We start from the raw sequence: 17006 nt of genomic DNA on the forward strand, positions 1-17006 counted from the left end.
AATTCCTTAAGCTTGTTCTACGTTGCTAGTTTGCGCAGCAGCATTCACTACTTTTGCTTCAAACTCGCCACGGAAATATTTGAGTGCACCCATCAACGGTTCCATTGCACCTGGAGCATGCGCACAGAAAGTCTTACCAATCCAAAGCTTACGAGTAAGTTCTTGTAAGTGATCGATATCTTCTTTCTTACCTGTACCATCTTCCAATGCTTTCAGTGCTTTCACCGCCCACGGTAAACCATCACGACAAGGCGTACAGAAACCACATGACTCACGTGCAAAGAATTCTTCTAAGTTACGAGTCGCTGAAACCATACATTGCGTTTCATCCACCACCATCAGCAAACACGTACCTAAACGTGAACCTGCTTTCATGATGCTCTCAGCATCCATCGGTAGATCAATGTGTTCAGCAGCCAAGAAGTCTGTAGACGCACCACCCGGTAACCATGCTTTAAGCTTCAAGCCATCACGCATACCGCCCGCATAGTCTTCAATGACTTCACGCGCAGTTGTACCAAATGGAAGCTCCCAAAGACCAGGGAATTTCACCTTGCCAGATGCACCATAAATTTTTGTGCCTGGATCTTTCGATTTACCCGCAGATAAGCCGATATACCATTCAGGACCACGTAACATGATTGCCGGTAAGTTATTGTAGGTCTCTACGTTGTTAACAATGGTAGGACGACCCCAAGCACCTGCAACTTGTGGGAATGGCGGTTTCGTACGTGGGTTTGCACGGCGACCTTCAAGTGAGTTGATTAATGCAGTTTCTTCACCACAGATATAACGACCCGCACCAGTGTGCACATGCAACTCGAAGTTCCAGCCAGTTCCAAGGATGTTTTCACCCAAGTAACCTTTGGCACGAACTTGATCAAGCGCTTCATTTAAGTACGCAGCTGCTTCAATGTACTCGCCACGAATGAAGATATAGCCATGGGTTGCTTCTAGCGTATACGCTGCAATCAACATCCCTTCGATCAATTGGTGAGGAAGTTTTTCCATCAACAAACGGTCTTTAAAGGTCCCTGGTTCCATCTCATCGGCATTACAAATCAAGTAACGTGGACCTGAGTTGTCATTTGGCGCCATTAAAGACCATTTGATCCCTGCTGGGAAGCCTGCACCACCACGGCCTTTTACAGTCGCAGCTTTAATCACTTCAAGCACATCTTTCGGCGGCATGGTGATTGCTTTTTTCAGACCCGCGTAACCTTCAAGCGCTTCGTAATCATCTGCATTACGAACGTGCTCTTGTTTACTTAAACGCCAAGTTAATGGATGCGTTTCTGGGTTACCTTCGCCATAAATTGGTTTTGGTTCGGTATTCATACATACTTCTCCAACAACTGTTTCACTGAAGAAACTTCAACCAAACCGTGAGTGTCTTCATTCACCATTAAGGTTGGGCCTTTGTCACAGTTACCTAAGCAGCAAATCGGCAGCAAAGTAAAACGACCATCAGCAGTCGTTTGACCAAACTGAATGCCTAACTCGCGCTGAAAAGCTTCTGCTAAAGTTTCCGCACCCATCAAGAAGCACGCGATCGAGTCACAAAGTAAAATGACGTTACGACCCACGGGTTGACGGTAAATACGGTTATAGAAAGTTGCAACACCTTCCAAATCAGCAACACTGATTGTCAATAACTGAGCAATGGCGTTTAGCTGCGCGTCATCTACCCAGCCATTACGGCGTTGTACACACTTCAAAGCATCCAAAGATGCTGCACGTGGGTACGGATAGTGACCAATGTGATGTTCAATTTCGTGGATTTCGTCCGCAGTCAAAATCCCTTCAACATTCACGCGTGGCTTTTTATCAGTCAAAATCATCATAATGCGTTTACCCCTTAGCGATCCACGTCAGCCATAACGACGTCAATTGTCGCTAAATAAATGATCAAGTCAGATACCAGACTGCCGTTAATCACAGAAGGCATTTGCTGTAAATGCGTGAAAGTCGGTGTACGAATACGGGTACGATAACTCATCGTTGACTTATCTGAGGTCAAGTAGTAGTTCGACGCACCTTTGACCACTTCCGCCATTACAGATGCTTCACCTGCAGGCATTACAGGACCCCAAGACACGCTTAAGAAGTGCGTAATCAAGGTTTCAATATCTTGTAATGTCTTGTCTTTTGGTGGTGGAACAGCCAATGGATGGTCTGCTTTATATGGACCAGATGGCATGTTATCTAGACATTGTTTGATGATTTTCAATGACTCTTCGATTTCACGGAAGTGTACCAATACACGTGCGTAAGCATCGCCTTCGTACTCTAATGGCACATCAAAGTCGTAGTTTTCATAACCGCTATAAGGACGATATTTACGTACGTCAAAATCAATACCTGTTGCACGTAGACCAGTACCTGTTACACCCCAAGCCAATGCAGATTTTGCATCGTACTGAGCAACATTACGGGTACGACCAATGAACACTGAGTTTTTCAATGCTGCTGTATAGTATTCATTCATACGCTTCGGCATCCAATCAAGGATTTCACGAATCAGATGCTGCCAGTTATTTGGCAAGTCATGCGCTGTACCACCAATACGGAACCATGCTGGGTGCATACGGTAACCTGTGATCGCTTCAATTGCGTCATAGATTTTTTGACGATCCGCAAACATGTAGAAGACGGGTGTCATACCGCCGGCATCTTGAATTGCAGTACCGATGAACAATAAGTGGTTATTGATACGGAACAATTCAGACATCATGACACGGATACATTGTGCACGGTCAGGAACAGTAATGCCTGCCATTTGCTCTACGCCAAGTACGTAAGGCATGTTTTGCGCACAACCACCTAAGTAGTCCACACGGTCGGTATAAGGAATGAATGAATGCCAAGTTTGACGCTCAGCCATTTTTTCCACACCACGGTGGTGATAGCCGATATCAGGCACACAGTCTTTCACTTCTTCACCATCCAACTGCAAAATGATACGGAAAGCACCGTGCGCAGATGGGTGGTTCGGACCTAAGTTCAAGAACATGAAGTCTTCGTCGTCATTACCGCGCTTCATACCCCAATCTTCAGGTACGAAACGAAGGTGTTCCTGTTCGTAATCCTGCTTTGCTTGGTTCTGCATATACGGCGTATATTCAGTGGCACGTGCAGAGTATTCTTTACGAAGTGGGTGACCTTCCCAATAGGTTGGCAACAAAATACGACGGAGCATTGGATGCCCTTCGAAATTGATCCCGAACATATCGTAAGCTTCACGTTCGTACCAATTGGCATTTGGCCAAATGTTGGTTGCAGTTGGAAGATTTACATCATTTTCATTCAATGCAACTTTGATACGAATATCACTATTACGCTCAAGCGATAATAAGTGATAGAACACAGTAAAGTCAGACGCAGGCAAACCGTCGCGGTGTGTACGTAAACGTTCATCTACCGCAGACAAGTCAAACAACATCACGTATGGACGTGACACTGTACGCAAGAACATTAAAACTTCTTGTACGCGCGCGCGCTCAACCCAGACTGTTGGAAAGTCTTCAAAAGTCGTTTGCACATAGAAGTTCTCGCCAAATTTGGTTTTGAGCTCTTCTACAATTGCAAATGCTGGGCGTGAATCAACTTGCGCTGACTCTGGCATAGCGTTTTCAGTTTCAGCCATTGGCTTGGCTTCCTATTTAATACAAATTCATTCAACCTAAACGACAACTACACCCAGACCGGGTGCATCAAAACAACTGCCGTTTAAATTATTTAATTTCATCCATAGAGCGTAAGTTTTTCACTGCAATACGTTCAGCATTCTTACGGTCACGCTCTGGCATCATCTTTGGCTTATACACTGGCTTAAGATCATCACCAATCACGGCAGAAAGTGGACGGCGCTCTAATTGAATTTGGTCTTGTAACAACATTAATGCTTGGATTAATGCTTCTGGACGGGGTGGGCAACCCGGAATGTACACATCCACAGGAATGATTTTATCCACACCTTGCACAACTGAATAAATGTCGTACATACCACCTGAGTTTGCACAGGCGCCCATTGAGATGACCCATTTAGGCTCAAGCATTTGCTCGTACAAACGCTGAATTACAGGTGCCATTTTTACAAAACACGTACCCGCAACAATCATCAAGTCAGCCTGACGAGGTGAAGCACGGATTACTTCGGCACCGAAACGCGACAAGTCATGCACGCCAGTTAAAGTCGTTGCATACTCTACGTAGCAGCAAGATGTACCAAAGTTAAACGGCCAAACTGAGTTCTTACGACCCCAGTTCACTGCTGTATGTGCCACGTCCTCTAAACGAGTCATGAACACATTTTTATTCACTTCTTCTTCAAGCGGATCCGTTACGATTTGACGCTCTTGAAGTGGATATTGATCAGCATCCGGATTCGCACGGGTTAATGTATATTTCATCCCGAGTTACTCCTTATCAGACGATTTAGCCGGTGACTTATCTTTCACACGACCAGATGATTGAGCTGGGATTTGACCTGTAGGGTCCATAACCAACTCTTCAATTGAATTAAAGCGAGTGATTTCTGCAAGATTCATATTTGGCGAACCAATTTTCAGTGGTATACCGGCTGATTTGCGACGATCTACAGGTGCCCAATTTAAAGCACCGACAGAAATTGCGTAAATCAAAGCAATCAATAAGTCGACAACAAAAATCACCACAGTGGTAAAACCAAACCAACCGACTTCACGAACCGATGTTGCCCATGCGTAAAGATAAAGTGCTTCTAGGTCGAAGACTACAAAGAAAATTGCAACTAAATAGAATTTAGCAGACAAGCGGATGCGTGCTCCACCAGCACCTACCACACCTGACTCAAATTGCTCTTGCTTCGCACGGCCCCATGACTTACCCCCAAGGAGTAAAGGAACTGTGAGCATAAAGACGCAAAGAAATGTAACGCCGATCACGAAGGCAATAATTGCCCATTCGTATGGAGTAATGGCACTCATGCGGGGATAACTCCTGGCAGGCCTAATTTATTAACAAAGAATGCATGTATTGGCCTTCAAATACACCAAACACAAAATTAATCCCGCCAATTGTACCCGATTGCTGACGTAAGTTGCTAGCTTATAGACCTTCGTCTTTAGGATGATTTCTCTTCGTTTTTTGAGATTTTTTCGATGAAGGCCCTTTTATTTCGAAACCAATCGCTTTATCTAATAAAACACTACTATTCTATTATTTTTCCAAATTTTGACATTCAAACCAAGCCTATAAAGCATTTTTCAGCCTCATTCCAATAACAATCACACAATCAGCGGTTTAAAAAACTCAGCTCAGCAACCGCAGCATTTTGCTTATTTTAAAAGTACAAAAGTAGATTAAGTCACTCATATTTTTTGTATTTTTTTGCAAATCACTCCAATCAATTAATGCACTTGGCTTTTTCTTATGCTATTGATATAGACAACCAACAACAAAGAATAAGGAGCACCACATGAGTCTGGAATTCACCCATAAACCTAACTATTTTTTATTTGCCCAGTTGCTTATTCGCCATGTTGAAACTTATGTTCGTAAACACCCCGATGCCAATAATGCCATCTTTGATTTACGCGACATTTATGAACTTTTTCGCCAAGACAAAGCTTCAGCCACCACCAACCTTGATGGCATTATGAATATTGTGGATGAATATAAAATTGAAACGATTAATGGTGATCAAAAGCTCATTAGCCGTTATGGCATAGACACCCAAAACAACTCATTATTGATTGACTTTAATCCAGATGCACTTGAAAGCCTAAAACAAGGCAAACAGATTATTTCTCCCGATGCCAGCATCCAAGAATAAGTCAGCATAAAAAATAAAAAAGCACCGAAATTCGGTGCTTTTTTATTTTCAATGCTTAGTTTTTTGAGTCTGTATTATCTTTAACACTATACTTCTTTTTAGACTTACTAAAGCGATGTGCCGGCCATGTCATGGTAAAACGTGCACCACCGAGACTTGGACTCTGATCCACTTTAACGCTACCACCAAACCAATAGGCAATTCGGCTCACAATCGACAAACCCAAACCATAGCCACCCGATGCTCGAGTCCGGCTATCATCCAAACGTGCAAAGGCTTCAAAAACGCGCTCTCGCTCGTCTTCTGGAATACCTGGCCCATCATCTTCAACACAAACATAGGCCATACCGCTGTCATTAATACCACCACTAACCAGCACTTGATGGTCGCCATAACGAACCGCATTACCAACCAAGTTCTGCACCACGCGGTGTAAATAACGACGTTCAGCTTCAACCTTTAAGGTTAAAGGAGGGGCATTTAAATGAATTTCTTTCTGGGTTTTTAGTGCTTCCGTCTCAACCACCACCTGATCCAAGACTTCAAACAATACAATATTTTCAATATCGAGTGATGGTGTACCCTGCTCCAACTTGGCGTAGGTCATGATTTCATCAATTAAGGTATTTAAAGCCTCAATGTCTTTATCAATCATATCGACTTGCTGAAGACGGTATTCATAATCATCTTCTTCAGCCAACATTTCCATACCAAAACGAATCCGAGCAACAGGCGTACGAAGCTCATGAGACACCGCACGCATCAGCTCACGCTGCGCCTCGATGAGTCGCTGAATATGGTCTGACATGCTGTTATAGCTATTTGCTAGACTGGCCATTTCATCCGTGCCGTCGACAGGCAAACGTAGGGTCATATCACCTGCTTTCATACGGTTTAAACCGTAATTGACCTCACGCAGTTTACGCTGCATCGGTACAAGCAAGCCATACACCCCCAAACTGAGTACAAACAGGCTCAGCAAGGTAATCCCTGCTGCGAGCTGAAACGGCATCCAGTTGAAAATAGGCACAGGCCCCAATACCAAAACCTTGCTCGGTGAACTTGGTAAAGGTGGAGACACAATAGAAATGGTGGTGCCACGCACAGAAGCACTATCACGATATAAGATCACGCTATGATCTAAACGCAAACGACCAATCTGCTCCGACTCTAAAGCCAGATTTTGTACTTCTTCAATTTGCACAGGATAAGAGAAATGTTTCTGTACTTTTTCCAAGTACTCTTCTTCTTGACCTGGGTAATACACCAAATAATCTAGGATAAAAATCGGGAGTGCTTTCATTTGCAGCTCACCAATTTTATCTACTTTAATATACAGTAAATGATTCGGATCATCTTTTAGACCAATGATCAGGTACGCCACTTGTGTTTGCGCATCATAACGCACAGCGGCTTTACGCTCACTGATCCGCTTTAATTCTGCACGACTCAAATCCACCTTATCAGCAGGGATCATATTAATCGGCAGTTCAAGCAAATCTGAAGCATCTGAAATCCAGTCTGCTTTTTGCTGTGCATTGGTCTGACGGGATACACCTTCACTAATAATAAAGGAAATCCCGTCCGTCAAAGACTCGCGATATTCTTGCACTCGCTGATAGTTAATAATTTGTACAAGCAAATATCCCATGAGGGCAACAATAGCGACCAGCACTACCAGCCCAGCATAGATACGCAAGAATATACTGTGTTTGAACACTAAAAATGTCCCGTTTTAACGAATCAAATAAACGGCTTAAAGACCATTGGTTTCTTTTACAAATAAGTAGCCTTTACTACGTACCGTTTTAATACGTTTTGGATTTTCAGGATCATCACCAATTTTTGGACGAATACGCGAAATACGCACATCAATTGAACGGTCTTGACCGTCATATTCGATACCACGTAAGCGTTCGAAAATGTCTTCGCGAGAAAGAATGCGGCCTGCATTTGAAGCCAACAACCACAATAAATCATATTCAGCGCTGGTAAAGTCAACCAACTCACCATTTAAAGTCACTGAACGACCACCGTTATCGATCACCAGATCATCAAATTCGATACGCTGTGCAACTTCATCTTCAGGTGCTTTGTCAGTACGACGTAATAAGGCACGAATACGTGCAAGTAAAACACGGGGCTGAACTGGTTTTGCCACATAGTCATCTGCACCCATTTCTAGACCAAGCACTTGATCCATATCTTCGGTACGTGCAGTCAACATCAAAATCGGTTGATGATAATGTGGACGAACTTCACGGCAAATGGTTAAACCATCTGCACCTGGAAGCATCACATCCAACACCACCATATCGGGTTGTTCTGCAATAATACGGCGAATGGCACGGTTACCATCGGGTTCTACCCCAACCTCAAGACCATTACGGATCAGGTACTCTTGAGTTAAGCGAGCTAGGCGCTCATCGTCTTCTACGATTAAAATTTTTGGTAACTTTTCTTCTTGGCTCATGGAGTGCCCCTTTATTTTGACAACTTAACGTATCCTTTAAAATCCAAGGGATACGCTCTGATATATTTTGCAATATACACACGTTTACATTGTAAACAAGATCTTGTTCACCAAACTGATACATCAAAGTAGCATTTTGTTATACATTTTTTTAGCCTCCAAATGAGCGCTTTCTCGCGTTTGCTGTATATCCAACCAAAGCAAAAGAAACGTTTCTTTACAAAATGGCGATTTTTCACACCAAGTCACTGTTTGAACAGTTTATAACTCACTCATTCGTCTGTTTTGAACTTATCCACAATGTTATCTATAAGCACTTAAACCGAGCTTTGTTATGCTATCGCCTTGTCTAATAAGGCTTAATACAAGAATCATAAAAAAGGGATCTTTTTGAGATCTTTTCGAGACCAGATCGATCAAAATATTTAATAAAATGTCAATATTGATCTACCCTGAATTTTCCCGTATCTTGTGTTCAATTAATTTTTAAACCACTAGGTCTTGTGTTTAAACCTCAAACACTGTGGCATAAAAATTGCCCAGTTCAAACGGTCCATAGACATAAAAATAGATGACAAAATGGAGCTATGCTAGCATGAGCGTATCGAATTCAACCCCTGGTCAAATTCAGGTGATTAAACGCACTGGAGATGTTGCCAGCTTTGACGCAGAAAAAATCTCTGTTGCCATTGGTAAGGCATTTTTGGCTGTTGAAGGCCAACAAAGTGCTGACTCAAGCCGCATCCACGATCGTATTTCTCAACTTACCGAGATGGTATTAAATACGTTCAGTCGCCGCCTACCTTCTGGCGGTACAATTCACATCGAAGAAATCCAAGACCAAGTTGAACTTGCGCTGATGCGTACAGGTGAACAGAAAGTTGCTCGTGCGTATGTCATCTACCGCGATCAACGTGCTGATGCACGTAAACAAGCAGGTGAAAACCATCACCCAACCTTACAAATCACTGACGCCAATGGTCAGCTTCAACCGCTTGACATGCGTAAGCTTGAAGCGACTGTAACAAAAGCGGCTGAAGGTTTAGAAGGCATCAATGTTCAAGCAATCATCGATGAAACCATCAAAAACCTTTACAACGGTGTAAAAGCGTCTGACATCGCAACCACGATGATGATGGCAACACGTACACGTATCGAACAAGAACCAAACTATACCTACGTGACGGCTCGCCTACTTCGTGATGAATTGGTCGCAACAGGTTTAACTTTCCTTGGCTTGTCTGAAGACACAGCTGAAGGCGATGCTTTAGAAACTTTCCTGAAGAAAGGTATTGAGCTAGACCTACTTTCACCAGAGCTTCTTAACTTTGACCTTGCAAAATTGGCCGCAGCGATTCAACCAGAACGCTCAAACCAATTTACGTACTTAGGTCTACAAACATTATTTGACCGTTACTTCATCCACTCAGATGGCGTGCGTTTCGAATTGCCACAATTATTCTTTATGCGTGTTTCGATGGGTCTTTCACTCAACGAAGCAAACCGTGAAGAACGTGCAATCGAGTTCTACAACCTATTGTCTAGCTTTGACTATATGGCGTCTACGCCTACCCTGTTTAACTCAGGTACGCTACGTCCACAGTTGTCTAGCTGTTATTTAACGACGATTGATGATGACCTGTATGACATTTATGGCGCGATGCGTGATAACGCAATGCTATCTAAATGGGCAGGCGGTTTAGGTAATGACTGGACGCCAGTTCGTGCCTTGAACTCGTATATCAAAGGTACAAACGGTAAGTCTCAGGGTGTTGTTCCATTCCTTAAAGTGGCGAACGATACTGCTGTTGCAGTAAACCAAGGTGGTAAGCGTAAAGGTGCAGTCTGTGCATACCTTGAAACTTGGCACTTGGACATCGAAGAGTTCCTAGAGCTACGTAAAAATACTGGTGATGACCGTCGCCGTACGCATGACATGAACACCGCGAACTGGGTTCCTGACTTATTTATGCAACGTGTTTTTGAAGATGCTGAATGGACCCTGTTCACGCCATCTGAAACACCAGATCTACACGACTTAATGGGTGCAGAATTCGCTGAGCGTTATGCACACTATGAAGCGATTGCGAAAGAAACAAACATGTTGCACAAGAAAATCCGTGCAAAAGATTTGTGGCGCAAAATGCTGTCGATGTTGTTTGAAACTGGTCACCCGTGGATCACATTCAAAGACGTATGTAACTTACGTTCACCACAACAACACGTTGGCGTAGTTCACTCTTCTAACTTGTGTACAGAAATCACATTAAACACAAGCAAAGATGAAATTGCGGTATGTAACTTAGGTTCGATCAACCTTGTACAACACGTTCAAGGTGGTGTGTTAGACCGTGAAAAGCTTGCACGTACCGTAAAAACAGCGGTTCGTATGCTCGATAACGTGATCGACATTAACTACTATGCTGTGCCACAAGCGAAAAACTCGAACTTGAAACACCGCCCAGTGGGTATGGGTATCATGGGCTTCCAAGATGCGCTGTATGAAATGCAACTCGCTTATGGCTCTGATGCAGCAGTAGACTTCGCTGATGAATCGATGGAAGTGATCAGCTACTACGCAATTTCAACATCAAGTGATTTGGCTGTTGAACGTGGTACTTATGAGACATTCAAAGGTTCACTGTGGGATCAAGGCATCCTGCCAATTGACTCGCTAGACCTTGTTGCTAAAACACGCCCTGAGCGTATGTTTGAAGTTGACCGCACTCAACGTTTAGACTGGGACACTTTACGTGCCAAAGTTCAAAAAGACGGTATGCGTAACTCGAACGTGATGGCCATTGCACCGACTGCAACCATTTCAAACATTTGTGGTGTGTCTCAGTCGATTGAGCCTACATTCCAAAACTTATATGTAAAATCGAACCTATCAGGTGAATTCACAGTAATCAACCCGTACCTAGTACGTGCCTTGAAAGACCGTGGTCTGTGGGACTCTGTGATGGTGAATGATCTGAAACACTTTGAAGGTTCAGTTCAGAAGATTTCTCGTATTCCTGAAGAGCTTAAAGCAATCTTCGCGACGGCATTTGAAGTTGAGCCACGCTGGATTGTGGATGCTGCATCACGTCGTCAAAAATGGATCGATCAAGCGCAGTCTTTAAACCTTTACATCTCTGGTGCAAACGGTAAGAAACTGGATTTGACCTATAAAATGGCTTGGTTACGTGGTCTGAAAACAACGTATTACCTCCGAGCTTTAGGTGCAACTTCTGCTGAGAAATCAACCATTAACACTGGTGCATTGAATGCAGTAAAACCTGCAACTGTAACGGCAGCGCCTGTTGCAGCAGTTGCTCAGGAAGTTAAACCAGAAGTGGTTGCTGAAGATGAAGGCTTCGGTCAAGCCGCTCCAGTGCCAATGGCATGTTCAATTGACAATCCAGACTGTGAGGCTTGTCAGTGACAGTGATATACTTTAAATAGTATACACAACTAAGATATACCTCTTGTAAATCTTACACTTAAGCTCTTTACAAGGGGTATATTTTTATATTTAATACCTTTAAGGATTGTGATAATTAGAAAACGTATACATTAATGATAAAACGTAGCATAAAAAGCTTTATAGCAAGTGATGATCAACCCATGGTTGTCCTCATTGATGAAGAAGGAATACCTCTCTTTCATCCCAATATTTATGCCATGACGAAGTTTAGAACTTTGGGACGTCAAGCCAGAACAACTGAGAAAATTCTTTACTGTATTGGTATGGCTCATTTATGGGCTTCTATTGAAAAAATTGATTTAGAAAATTCAATTTTAACTTCTAATTTTCTGACAATTGAACAACTTCAAGATTTAGCTTTTTTCCTGAGATTAAAAAGGACTAAACAAGATGAACTTCTACTACAAAATATAAACTCCCCCCCTTTAACCCCAAAACAAATAGCAAAAAGAGTTGAGAACATAATTTATATGCCTTCTCAATCCCAAATAGAAAACACCTCAATATCTGCAGCAGAAGGTGCCTTTCGTATTAAAGCTGTTTTTCATTATTTAAAATTTTTACTGCAGAGATCAAAACACCGTTTTATCAAAGATAATTTCGATAGATTTCAGAAAAACTTAAACTACTTTTTTACACTTGCCCCCAAAGTAAGAAACTCAGGCGATCAGGATATACTCGAAGGGTTAAGCCAATCAGAACAAAAAGCTCTTATAGACATAGTAAGACCCACTAATCCAGATAATCCTTTTAGAAGTGAATTTCTTAGACATCGCAATCAATTAATATATGAGATTTTTTTAAGCACTGGGATGAGACGAAACGAACTCAGATTCTTAAAAATTGAAGATGTAGAATTTAGAACACACCAAATTCATATTCGTGTTTCCAAAACAAAAGAACGTACAGTTAAATGCTCATCAAATGCTTGCGAATATTTCCATCAATTCATAACACGGCATTTATCTAAAGTGCCTGTCAAAGATAGAAAACATGGTTATCTATTCACAACAGAAACAGGCCAACACTTGTCCAATGATGCGATCAATTTAATTTTTAGGACATTACAAAAACAAGCAAATATTTCAACATGTATTACACCTCATACTATGAGGAGAACGTGGAATGATAATCTAAGTATACTCATTGATAGCCTTCCACCAGATCAAAAGCCTACCCAAGAACAAGAAAAGCAAATTAGAAATAGACTAATGGGTTGGAGTTCAATTTCTGAAATGAGTAATAGATATAGTAGGCGATCTATCAGAGAAAAAGCGGATGAATTGGGTGAACTACTAGCAAACTCAATTGCGCAAAACAAAGGAGAGAATAATGTACAATAGCACCCTTACAGTTTCTAATTTCCCTACAGAACGCCAAATAATTTTACTAGATGGTCGAACAGTAAAAGTTCCTTTATTTTCAACATATAGCATAACAAATCATGATCAGCTAAAAATAAATTTAAAATTTGGAATATTTGTAAAAAAATTACCTTTGGATCAAGCTTTAGCAAATATCATTACAGATATGCTATCAACCCACTCCATCAAATATATATCGACAATTCTTCATGCATTTGATGCTTGGACTCTGCTGCCAGATTTTAAATACTCGAATTCAATTGATTTTACGAAATTGCAATTGTTACAAAAAATTCAATTTTCTTACCCAGCATTCATTTTACCGATATTAAGAAAACTGTCGTTAAATTTCCCAAACCTAGTAGATGATGAAGTTAAGGACTTTTTAAATAATCCAACAATTTGGGAAGAACGAAATCCTGCCTATTTCAAATTAATTGTGAATGACCCTGAAAAGGGAGTATTTACAACTCAAGAACTTGAAAACTTGCATGATAATTTAAACTCAGCCTTCAGCCAAAAAAAAATCAGTCAGTTTGATTACACCCTTGCATGGTTTTTTATTGCAACAGGTGCAAGACCTGTCCAAATATCAAGATTAAAGTTTAACGATATAAATATCATCCAGAATGATGCGATGATCAAAATGCCATTAGCAAAAGGTGAAGGAATAATTGATCAGGGTTTTTTCTTGAGAAAATCCCCAACAATATTAGCGGATTGTCTTATTAAATATATTTCCCGATCTGTGCATAGAGATACTGATATTTCTCTTTTTGATCTAAACCCCACTGAAATCAGTACAAGAATACAAAATATTTTTAAAAAATTAGATACGTATTCCACAAGATTAGAGGGAAAGATTCCTGTTAATGCATATCGCTTTAGATATACCCTTGCAACTAGAGCATTGGCAAATGGTGCTTCAGACCATGAAGTTGCACGATTACTTACCCATCGTTCTTTAAGCTGTATTCAGTATTATCGAGCTTCAATGCCTGAGTTACAGAAACCAATACAAGAAGCTTTGGAAGAAGAAATGAGTTATTTTGCTCATGCGTTCAAAGGAAAAATCATCCCCTCTCTTGATGATGCAAAATTCAAAAACTCTGCGATTGCCGATTTCTTTCGCTTAGCAGGAAAAAATATAGGCTCCTGTGGCACACAAGCCAGATGCTATCAAAATGCCCCCATTTCATGTTTGACTTGCCCTTATTTTGAACCTTTAGTTGATGCTCCTTGGGGTAGCCTTCTCAATCATCTACTAGATGACCAGGCTAAAGAACAAGAAGAACGAATAAAAGACATTTCCACCCAAGCTATTCAAGCAGTAAAAGAAATTATGTCGCTCATTGAGGAGACAAACACCTAATGCAGTCAGTTATAGACTTTAATGAATCTAGAAAATTAGAAGCTAAGAAAAATTTAAATGCATATATTTCAAAATATCAAACTAATTTTATTTTCCCTGATAATCCGTGGTCTGATTCTATTTGGGACATTACAAACTTTTTAAAGGCAAAGATTAAAAATCACAAATTAAAAAAAGTATATTTCAGATCTTACTTGGACAACTCTGAAAACAAAACATCTATTGATATTCCTATCTCTAAACCACTTATTGATTTTGCAAAAGCAGTATTTTGCGAAATTATGTTGGCTAAAAAATTACTAGAATATAAGCGTATAATCTACGCATTCCAAGCATTAGAACATGCATTACATCAACAAAACCGTGAAATTTGCGTAACCGAAATAAATATTGAAACTCTAAATTTAGCTGAAAGCTATCTTCTAACAAGATTTAAAGACCCTTGGAATGTTGCCAAAAATTTAGAGAACATAATTAATAACATTATTATTTCTAAAAAGCTAAACACTGGGATTTACCTTTGGTCAACAAGCATCAAGTACACAGCACCTACCAGAAGTGATCGCACACAAAAAGAACATATCAACCAAAATAAATCTAAACTTCCACATTTAGAGGAAATTATAGCACTCGCAGATATTCATTATTCGAGTGATCATATCCCAGATAAAATCGTTACATCTTTTGTTTCCCTAGCCATGTTTGCACCAAATAGAGGAACTGAAATACTAACACTACCTACAGATTGCAAGACATTCGCATCTCAGGACGAGCAAGAAATTATGGGATTACGATGGATTCCATCGAAAGGCGGTGATCCTATCACTAAATTTAGTATTAGTCCTGAATGGGATGAAATAGCATCAAGTTCAATTGACTTCTTAACAGACCTTGGGGCTTCTGCACGTATAGTAGCAAAATGGTACAGCGAAAACCCTCAGAGCCTATATCTACCAGAGCATCTATCACACCTCAGAAATCAACCTATTACCCTTTGGGAAGTTGCACAAATTTTAGGAAAAGCAAATTCAATAAAAGGATGTCATGCTTTTAGATATGGTTTTTCAAAAAGTATAGGAAAAACCTCAGATAAAGGAAGGATATTTAATCCAGAAAGCTCATGGGTAAACCTATATGGTTTTGAAGAACTTGAAAAATTTATCATTTCAAAACTCCCTAAAACCTTTCCAATATTAAATGGTTCTACACAACAATTTTGGCATGAATCACTATTTGTGCTACCTAAAAATGTACTAAGCCCTACAGCTGATACTCTTTATAATGTTCCTGAGCCTATTGATATTAATCAAATTAATAAACAATTAGGAAGCAATCCAGGTGGTATAACAATTTTTACAAGAAATCATAAGTTTCTGAACACCGACAGTGGTGATAAAAAAAACATGTATATCACTACCCATCAGTTTAGGCACTTGCTCAATACTTTGGCACAATTAAAAGCTCTTCCACAGGAACTCATTGCGTTTTGGTCAGGTAGGAAAAGTATTAAACAAAATGATGTTTATAACCACCTAACTCAAGATGCTTATATTGAGGCATTTACAAATCTAGAGAATAAAGCTCAAAGAATTGCACAAGTAGGCTATCTAGATGAAAAAATAAAAAAAATCACCCACCTTAACCCAATCAGCTATGAGGAGGCTTTAAAAATTGAACTAGGATCCATTCATATCACCCAATATGGCATCTGTAGACATGATTACTCGCTCACCCCATGCCCTAAAGACAAAGATTGTGGTAATTGTAGTGAATTCTCAGTAATGAAAGGTAATATTAAACATTTAAATGAGGCCAATCATCAAGTTCAGTTGCTTTCAAAAGCACTTGAAGATGCCAAACAAGCAGAAATAGATGGTCATCCAGGTGCAAGGAAGTGGATTGAGCTAAACGAACCTAAATATGAGCGCTGGCAGAACATTAAAGCTTTTTTAGAGGATAAATCTATCCCTGACCATACTATGTTTACATTAGCCGATTCAACTAAACAGCATCAGACTAAAGTCGGTTTTGCATATTCAGTAAGGGAATTAGAACAATAAGTTCAGTCCCATTAACTTACTCAAGGATAAAATATGGCAACTTCACCAAGACTTACGAATGAAAGAATAGAAATCGCTCTCAAGCTTTTAGATGGATGGACTGGTAAATTAACATGGTCTCGCTATTTAGCATTACTCGAATTAGATCTCGGACACAAATATACAAAAGCAGCGTTATTAAGACATACAAGGTTCAAAAATGCTTGGGATAAAAGACGATGGGAAGAAAATCCAGATAGAAATACAGAAAAAAGCTACGGCAATCATGGATTACAAACAGCTTTAGAAAAAATTGAAAAGCTAGAAGCAACAATTAAAAGACTTGAAAATGAAAATAATCTGCTTACTGAAAAGTTTGTAGTATGGTCAACTAATGCAACAAATAAAGGGCTAACAATAGAGGACCTAAACAGACCTATTCCAACAAATGCTAGGAAAAATTTTCGCTAAGCA

The 17006-nt window shown here is 40.4% G+C and carries 13 protein-coding genes; 6 read left to right on the plus strand and 7 right to left on the minus strand.

Annotation, left to right across the window (positions count from 1 at the left end; genetic code table 11):
• Window positions 1–6: 6 nt before the first annotated feature.
• The 5 genes from nuoF to ndhC form a co-directional block, all read right to left on the minus strand.
• Window positions 7–1338, minus strand: a complete 1332-nt coding sequence (gene nuoF, locus AC4CVD_RS13065; RefSeq protein WP_078389994.1) for an NADH-quinone oxidoreductase subunit NuoF — start codon at window positions 1336–1338, stop codon at window positions 7–9.
• Complete coding sequence (nuoE, locus tag AC4CVD_RS13070) at window positions 1335–1844, minus strand: NADH-quinone oxidoreductase subunit NuoE (RefSeq protein ID WP_004982912.1); 510 nt, start codon at window positions 1842–1844, stop codon at window positions 1335–1337. The genes nuoF and nuoE overlap by 4 nt, the downstream gene beginning before the upstream one ends.
• A gap of 14 nt (window positions 1845–1858) precedes the next feature.
• On the minus strand, window positions 1859–3646 hold the full coding sequence (gene nuoC / locus AC4CVD_RS13075; protein WP_490753263.1) for an NADH-quinone oxidoreductase subunit C/D: 1788 nt from the start codon (window positions 3644–3646) through the stop codon (window positions 1859–1861).
• A gap of 88 nt (window positions 3647–3734) precedes the next feature.
• Window positions 3735–4412 carry a NuoB/complex I 20 kDa subunit family protein gene (locus AC4CVD_RS13080; protein WP_004695382.1) on the minus strand — a complete coding sequence of 226 codons (678 nt, stop codon included), beginning with the start codon at window positions 4410–4412 and terminating at the stop codon, window positions 3735–3737.
• Between the two features lie 6 nt (window positions 4413–4418).
• Window positions 4419–4967: an NADH-quinone oxidoreductase subunit A gene (gene ndhC / locus AC4CVD_RS13085; protein WP_078426485.1), complete on the minus strand. Its 549-nt coding sequence runs from the start codon at window positions 4965–4967 to the stop codon at window positions 4419–4421.
• Window positions 4968–5458: 491 nt separating this feature from the next.
• On the opposite strand from ndhC, the gene AC4CVD_RS13090 reads away from it, so the two are divergent.
• Entirely contained in the window at window positions 5459–5815 is a 357-nt protein-coding gene (locus AC4CVD_RS13090) for a hypothetical protein (RefSeq protein WP_114837119.1), read from the plus strand.
• A 55-nt stretch (window positions 5816–5870) separates the two neighbouring features.
• On the opposite strand, the gene bfmS is transcribed toward AC4CVD_RS13090, so the two are convergent.
• Both bfmS and bfmR read right to left on the minus strand, forming a co-directional pair.
• Window positions 5871–7535 carry a sensor histidine kinase BfmS gene (gene bfmS, locus AC4CVD_RS13095; protein ID WP_087012641.1) on the minus strand — a complete coding sequence of 555 codons (1665 nt, stop codon included), beginning with the start codon at window positions 7533–7535 and terminating at the stop codon, window positions 5871–5873.
• A gap of 36 nt (window positions 7536–7571) precedes the next feature.
• Entirely contained in the window at window positions 7572–8288 is a 717-nt protein-coding gene (gene bfmR / locus AC4CVD_RS13100; protein ID WP_004695375.1) for a response regulator transcription factor BfmR, read from the minus strand.
• A 595-nt stretch (window positions 8289–8883) separates the two neighbouring features.
• Between bfmR and AC4CVD_RS13105 the strand changes: the two genes are divergently transcribed.
• From AC4CVD_RS13105 to AC4CVD_RS13125, 5 genes are all read left to right on the plus strand, one after another.
• Window positions 8884–11715: a ribonucleoside-diphosphate reductase subunit alpha gene (locus AC4CVD_RS13105; RefSeq protein ID WP_004695373.1), complete on the plus strand. Its 2832-nt coding sequence runs from the start codon at window positions 8884–8886 to the stop codon at window positions 11713–11715.
• Between the two features lie 134 nt (window positions 11716–11849).
• Window positions 11850–13100 (plus strand): tyrosine-type recombinase/integrase, encoded by a 1251-nt coding sequence (locus tag AC4CVD_RS13110; RefSeq protein ID WP_490753264.1) that lies wholly within the window; start codon window positions 11850–11852, stop codon window positions 13098–13100.
• Window positions 13090–14493, plus strand: a complete 1404-nt coding sequence (locus AC4CVD_RS13115) for a tyrosine-type recombinase/integrase (RefSeq protein ID WP_490753265.1) — start codon at window positions 13090–13092, stop codon at window positions 14491–14493. Before AC4CVD_RS13110 ends, AC4CVD_RS13115 begins: the two co-directional genes overlap by 11 nt.
• Window positions 14493–16553, plus strand: a complete 2061-nt coding sequence (locus AC4CVD_RS13120) for a hypothetical protein (protein WP_490753266.1) — start codon at window positions 14493–14495, stop codon at window positions 16551–16553. The genes AC4CVD_RS13115 and AC4CVD_RS13120 overlap by 1 nt, the downstream gene beginning before the upstream one ends.
• 33 nt (window positions 16554–16586) lie before the next feature.
• Window positions 16587–17003: a hypothetical protein gene (locus tag AC4CVD_RS13125; protein ID WP_490753267.1), complete on the plus strand. Its 417-nt coding sequence runs from the start codon at window positions 16587–16589 to the stop codon at window positions 17001–17003.
• The last annotated feature ends 3 nt before the right edge of the window (window positions 17004–17006 follow it).

It is taken from the genome of Acinetobacter sp. LipI_23 (genome assembly GCF_058243045.1).